The 6415-nt window shown below is 59.9% G+C and carries 5 protein-coding genes; 2 read left to right on the forward strand and 3 right to left on the reverse strand.

All coding sequences use genetic code 11. The annotated features are described in order from the left end of the window. Window positions 1-14: 14 nt before the first annotated feature. Together DYL61_RS27255 and DYL61_RS27260 are read right to left on the reverse strand one after the other, a co-directional pair. The gene (locus DYL61_RS27255) at window positions 15-1421 is read right to left on the reverse strand and encodes an NAD(P)/FAD-dependent oxidoreductase (protein ID WP_135310916.1); all 1407 of its coding nucleotides are present in this window, start codon (window positions 1419-1421) and stop codon (window positions 15-17) included. A 48-nt stretch (window positions 1422-1469) separates the two neighbouring features. Next, window positions 1470-2276, reverse strand: coding sequence for a helix-turn-helix transcriptional regulator (locus DYL61_RS27260; RefSeq protein WP_135310917.1), 807 nt, complete (start codon window positions 2274-2276; stop codon window positions 1470-1472). Window positions 2277-2535: 259 nt separating this feature from the next. On the opposite strand from DYL61_RS27260, the gene DYL61_RS27265 reads away from it, so the two are divergent. Next, window positions 2536-2808, forward strand: coding sequence for a DUF1652 domain-containing protein (locus DYL61_RS27265; protein WP_105696927.1), 273 nt, complete (start codon window positions 2536-2538; stop codon window positions 2806-2808). 138 nt (window positions 2809-2946) lie between these two features. On the opposite strand, the gene DYL61_RS27270 is transcribed toward DYL61_RS27265, so the two are convergent. Next, entirely contained in the window at window positions 2947-5394 is a 2448-nt protein-coding gene (locus DYL61_RS27270) for a UvrD-helicase domain-containing protein (protein WP_135310918.1), read from the reverse strand. A 219-nt stretch (window positions 5395-5613) separates the two neighbouring features. Between DYL61_RS27270 and DYL61_RS27275 the strand changes: the two genes are divergently transcribed. Further along, complete coding sequence (locus DYL61_RS27275) at window positions 5614-6309, forward strand: pirin family protein (RefSeq protein WP_135310919.1); 696 nt, start codon at window positions 5614-5616, stop codon at window positions 6307-6309. Window positions 6310-6415: the final 106 nt, after the last annotated feature.

Raw genomic sequence — 6415 nt, forward strand, 5'->3', positions numbered from 1 at the left:
GTGAGTGAAACGACTTAGTGCATGAAACTTTCCATAAACCCGGCCACGCCGGTCGCCAGCTTGCGGCGCCAAGGGGCGGTATTGGGGTTGGCCAACACCTGGTCTTCATGGACAAAACTGCGAATGATCGCGTTGTAGCCCAGCCAACGGCAGGGTTCGGGTTCCCAGGGCTTGAGCGCATCGAGGCCTCGCTCGCGGATCACCCAGGGTTGATGGGTAAGCGGTGTATCGCGGCCCAGGATCAAGTCGGCCAGGGTGCGTCCGCCCAAGTGGGTGGCGCCGACGCCCTCCCCGCCATAACCACCGGACAGTGCGATGCCGGTCTTGTGGTCACACAGCATGTGCGGGCGAAAATGCCGCGCCATGCCGAGGTTGCCGCCCCAGGAATGGGTAATCTTCACGTGCTTGAGCTGTGGGAACAGTTCGCCAAACAGATAGCGACGCAGGGCCACTTCGCTGTCGGTCAAATCGAAGTCATGCCGCAGTTTGCCGGCAAATTGATAACCACCCCGGGCGCCAAATACCAGGCGGTTATCCGCCGTACGCTGGCCGTAAGTGACCTGGCGGCTGCTTTCGCCGAACGCCTGGCCGTGGCTCAAGCCAATTTCATCCCAGGTGCTGGCAGGTAATGGCTCGGTGGCGACGATCAGGCTTTGCACCGGCAATTGGTAGCGCCCCAGGGGCGGCAAGGTGTTGGCGTAGCCTTCCACCGCTGGCACAACCCACACGGCGCGAACACTGGCCTTGGCGGTACGCACGCTGCCGGACTGCCAGTGAGTGGCCGGGGAGTTTTCGTAGATTTTCACCCCCATGCGTTCCACCACCTGCGCCAGGCCGCGCACCAGCTTGGCCGGGTGAATGGTCGCGACGTGGGGTACATAGATACCGCCATAGGGCTTGGCAATGCGGATCTGTTCAGCCAACTGCTCCGGGGCCAGCCAGCGGTAATCGGCTTCGGTGAGGCCCTGGGCGTAGAGTTTGTCCAGGTAGCTGCGCAGGCTGCCTGCCTGCTCCGGGTAGCGCGCCGCACAGTACAGGGCGCCGCCTTTGCGGTAATCGCAGTCGATGCCTTCACGGGCCAGTACCTGCGCGACTTCATCGGGGATGCCATGCAACAGGTCATAGGAGGCGCGGCGCTGCTCGGGATCGAGGCCTGCCAACAAGCGATCTTCCCCCAACAGGTTGCCCATCAGCCAACCGCCATTGCGGCCCGACGCGCCGAAACCGGCGGTTTGCGCTTCGATGATCGCGATGTTCAGCTCGGGCGCCTGGCGTTTCAGGTAATACGCCGTCCACAACCCGGTGTAGCCGGCGCCGATAATGGCCACGTTGACGTCCAGGTCATGCTCCAGGGACGGCCGCGCCACCAGCGGATCGTCCAACTGGTCCATCCATAAGCTGATGTTGCGCCATGCTGGCATGCCCGGTCCCCTACCTCGTTGCGATGGGGTTGATCCTAGGGCGCGGTGTCAGGGGTTGTCTTGCGCGCGTGCACGCAAAGAAATTTGTTTGACGTAGGCCTTGGGCGACTGGCCGGTGTGCTGGCGAAATGCGCTGTAGAACGCCGACAGCGAATTGAAGCCGGCCGCAAACGCCAGGTCATCCACCTTGATCGGCGGCGTGGCCTTGTCCAGCGCTGCCAGCAAATGCTGGAGCCGCGCCTGGTTGACGTAGCGGTAGAAACTTTGCCCCAACACCTGGTTCAGCAGGTAGGAAATCTGGTTGCGGCTGTAGCCACACTCTTTGGCGACCCGTTGCAGGTCCAACTCCGGGTCCAGATACGGCTGCTTGCGCTCGAAGTACTGCTGCAAATCATTGGCCATATGCCCCAGTTGCTGGGGCGACAGGCCCAGGCGGCTGACCGTCGGGCGCGCTTGGGCAGGTTGCTCATGCACTAAAGACGCGTATTCGTTGACCCGCCAGATCAACCCATCGCGCACGGTGATGGCCTCGCTGGTGCGAAACGACACCAGCCCCTGGCCACCACGCAAGGTGATGCGGTACTGGATAAACGCCGTGTCGCCATCGGCGCGGATACGGTCGGTGTGTTCGATTGCCTCGTCCGCTTCGCGGGGCATGCTGGCTTGCAGGTACTCACGCAATTCGGCGTAACCGATCACGCGGTTCTGGAAAAAGTCGTGGTATTGGATATCCGGGTGGTAGTAGGACATCACCCCTTCAAGGTCGCGATGCCGCCAGCACAGGTGATGGCGCAGCACCAGCTCGGCCGTGGCTTGGGTGTGCAGGTGTGCATCGTCTGGGGCGATGTCGGGCATGAACGGCTCTGCGGCGGGTAAATCGTGGAGAGTGCCGAATTTCAATGGCGACGACAATGGCCATTTGGGGCCTTTGCGCTAATGGCACATCGCCCAGCTTTTTAGTAGGACATGACCTACATCAAACTTATGGAAAACAACCGCCGAACGGAGCGAAAAAACTCCACGTGTTGTTGCGAACCGATGCTATTTTTAAGGTCTCCAACGCCACGACCAGTGAAGGTCATGGCCCCCTGCCGCGAGCTAAAGGAAGCGCTCAATGAACAAGGTGGGCAACATGAACAAAGTGACGTTCCCCAACGCGTGCCAGCTGATGCGCTGGCATTTTCATCCGATGGGCTTCGAGGGCAGCATGGACGCGCCCGGCAGCATGGTCGCCCGCCTGTTCGACCGTGCCAGCGGTGAGACGCTGATCGCCATCGCTGGCATTCCCTGTGCCACGGTGATGAATGCGGCGGATGTGGAGCGGATTATCGAGGCCGTGGAGGATGAGTTGGAGGCGTTTGTGCCGCCGGTGTCACTCAGGGCCTAAGCCTGCCCCACTGACTGATGGAGATCCAAATGTGGGAGGGGGCTTGCTCCCGATGAGGGAGTATCAGTTGAAACATCTGCAACTGACACACCGCCATCGGGGGCAAGCCCCCTCCCACATTTGGACTGCACTGGCTGGCTAATTGCGCTCATCATCAAAAAACGCTTTTTTGCCATCCACCCGCTCCGACGCCTTGGGCACATTCACCGCTTGGCCTTCCGGTTTCTCCACATACCAATAGCAATGGCTGACCGCACGGGTAATGCCGACATAGGCCAACCGCAACACTTCATCCTTTTGCGCCGTATCATACGGCTCACTGTCACCGTCCTTGCCCAGACCCGCCATGCGGTACACCTGGTTCTTATAGGGCGAGCGAGTGACGTGCTGGCAATCCCCCAGCAGGAACACCGCATCGGCTTGCAGGCCCTTGGCGCTGTGGTAGGTCAGCTGTTTCAGCCGGCGATCCGGTGGCGGCAAGCTAGAATCCACATTAACTACAGACTGAATATGCTCCTGTATCAATAACTTATCGCTACTTTTTCGATACAGCATTAACACGCTTTCGCCTTTCTGGTAGTGCTCCAACAATTGCCGTCCGAGCGCTGCATCGTCCCTTCCCAACACCTTCACCGGCACCAGCGCCTTGGGTGCACCACTGGCCTTGGCCTTTTTGCCGGTGATCGCCGGGGCGCTACGCACGATATGTTCGGCGGCATCGATGATGTGTTGGTGGCTGCGGTAGTTCTCCCCCAGCATCACACGGGTGGTACTCGGCGACGGGAACTCCTTGTTGAACTCCATGAAGTATTTGGGCGAACTGCCGCGCCAGCCGTAGATCGACTGCCAGTCATCGCCCACGCAAAGCAGTGAGGAATGCTGGGCACCGCGCCCCACATGCATGGCCGGGCCACGGCTGCGGATCTCCCGCAGGCTGGCACGCAACCATGAGACGATCTGCGGCGAAACGTCCTGGAACTCGTCGATCATCAGGTGCGACAGCGGGCGCAATAATGGGTCGCTGAGGAGCTTGAGGTTTTCCGGCGTGTTTTCACCGAACAGCGAGAACATGCGGTTGTAGGTCATGATCGGTGGCGACTGGTCCAACAGGTGATCTTCCAGGGCCTTCCAGAAAATACTCAGGGCTTCGAAGAAGAACCGGTCCGGGTCGTCCTTGGCGAAACTCATCTGGCCAACGGCCGTGGGTACGTCGAGGCCGAGGTTCTCGATAAATCCGGCAGCCGCGACAAAGCTGTCCAGCAATGGCGCTGAAGCCAGCTCGCCCTGCACCTTGTAATCGAAGCCAGGGCCCGCACTGGCATCACCGGCCAGACTGCTCAAGATTCGCTTGGAAGATTCATAACTATCCAACCAAATCAAAGGTTTGCGACAGAAAGCTTGAAACAGTGTTCGCTTTACCGCCCACTCAGCGCGGACTGAAAGCTTCGAATTTGGCCGACTGACCTGAGCGTTTTCCCGCGGATCAAAGCCCAGCACCACCCAAGCATCCAGCTCGGGGACATAGCCATGGCAATGGAACTGCGCGCCGTTGATCTCAACCGTTTGCCGGTTGGGCTCGATGCCCTTGATCGGCCAGGCACCCGCGCGGAACCACAGGTCTTCGATCACATCGCAGAGTTCTTCATCGCGCTTGGCGGCCAATTCAGTGACGGCCATGCGTTTTTGCACATCCGGATGATCACGCTCCAGCTCCTTGAGTTGAAGGCCATGACGGGCCAATGGCCCAATCAACTCGCGAAAGCGCGCATGCTGACCGTGCAAACGGTGATAGCAGGCGTTCATCTGCTGGCGCTGAGCGTCATTGATACGCAGGTCGAAGGGGTTGCTGTCGGCGTCTTCAAAACCCGAACTCAGGTTCTCGAATGCCTGCAGGCGTTCAAAACCCGGCAGGCTGCGCACCATCGGCAGGATCCGCGAATGGAAGGTACGCACGACGGCCTGAGCCTCTTTGATACCCAGGGGTTGGCCCCACAGGTTGAGAATCTCCATCAACTTGTTGATGAAGTCTTTGCGCGACTCACGCGTAAAAGTGACCACGGTCATTGAGCCAAGCTCAAAGCCAAGGTAATGGGTGAGCAATAGAATGCGCAGCACCAGCGAGGTGGACTTACCCGCGCCGGCGCCGGCAATCACCGAGGTGGACGGCGTATCACTGAAAATCATCTTCCATTGCGCTGCACTGGGCTGCGCATGGGCAGGCAGTAAACGCGCTACGTCGGCCTTCATGCGCTTCTTGAGCTCGGCGGTCAGCGGCAATCGCCAGTCATCGAACAGGCTGTCGTCTACGCTGGGCGCGCAGTGCTCATCCGGACGGAAGTCACGAATCAGCAGGACCTGGCGACCCTCTTCGATACCATCCGCCTTGCCCTCGCGGTAGCCATATTCCACGCCGGCCTCGTGACCACTGCGAAAGCCATCCGCTTGCCCATGCAGCCAGGAAAACCGATGTTGCGCGCGCAAACGCGTCAGGCCATGACCGAACAAGCGCGCAGCCAAGCGTTTCAATAAGGGCATTTCTGCCAGTGGACGCAGTTCGGGAGGCAGATCAGGCTGTTGTTGCGACACGCGGACTCCTGCGGTGTGCTGGATTTTGATGAGTGCGCCATGGTCGCCGGAATCGCTGTTCAGTGCCAGCCAATTGCTTTGCTGTCATGCAGTTAGGCGATGAAGTGAAAGTCAAAGCGCCAGCAACCAATCTAATTTATAGATTGGAATCCGGCATTTTTTACGCTTTTTATCGATCATCGGCTGGCGGATCATTAGCACCATCAACAGGAGACGATCATGCTTGAACTTCGACCTTTCAACTCCCTGGGTGGCGCCCATCACGGCTGGCTTGACGCCCATCATCACTTTTCATTTGCCGAGTACCACGACCCCAAGCGTATGCACTGGGGCAACCTGCGGGTATGGAACGACGACATCATCGCGCCCGGCACGGGTTTCCCGCAGCACCCGCACCGCGACATGGAAATCATCACCTACGTGCGTGAAGGCGCGATCAGCCATGCCGACAACCTGGGCAACAAAGGCCGCACCGAAGCCGGTGATGTCCAGGTGATGAGCGCAGGCACCGGGATCGCCCATAGCGAATACAACCTGGAAGACACACCCACCAAGATCTTCCAGATCTGGATCATCCCCAATGAGAGCGGCCTGCCACCGTCGTGGGGCGCCAAGCCGTTTCCGAAGGACGGCCGTGACGGGTTTGTCACCCTGGCCAGCGGCAAGGCCGGTGACAGTGAAAGCCTGCGTATTCGTGCCGATGCACGGCTGGTGGCGGCGACGCTCAAGGCTGGGGAACGTGCGGAGTATCGGCTGGACGGTGGGCGTCGTGCCTACCTCGTGCCGGCGACTGGCGTGATTGAGGTCAATGGCGTGCGCGCGCAGGCGCGGGATGGTGTGGCGGTTGAGGATGAGCAGGTGCTTGAGGTGACGGCGATCGAGGACAGCGAAATCGTTCTCGTAGACCTGGCCTGACGTCTGCCATCACTCAATACACTGTGGGAGCGGGCTTGCTCGCGAAGGCGGTGGGTCAACTTGCAGATGTGCCGGCTGACACACCGCCATCGGGGGCAAGCCCTAA

Source organism: Pseudomonas nabeulensis (genome assembly GCF_004682045.1).
Classification (GTDB): Bacteria; Pseudomonadota; Gammaproteobacteria; order Pseudomonadales; family Pseudomonadaceae; genus Aquipseudomonas; species Aquipseudomonas nabeulensis.

Coding starts and splice junctions, on each gene's coding strand:
- DYL61_RS27255 (WP_135310916.1), bottom strand. CDS start 1,421: ATGCCAGCATGGCGCAACATCAGCTTATGGATGGACCAGTTGGACGAT.
- DYL61_RS27260 (WP_135310917.1), bottom strand. CDS start 2,276: ATGCCCGACATCGCCCCAGACGATGCACACCTGCACACCCAAGCCACG.
- DYL61_RS27265 (WP_105696927.1), top strand. CDS start 2,536: ATGAACAAGGTGGGCAACATGAACAAAGTGACGTTCCCCAACGCGTGC.
- DYL61_RS27275 (WP_135310919.1), top strand. CDS start 5,614: ATGCTTGAACTTCGACCTTTCAACTCCCTGGGTGGCGCCCATCACGGC.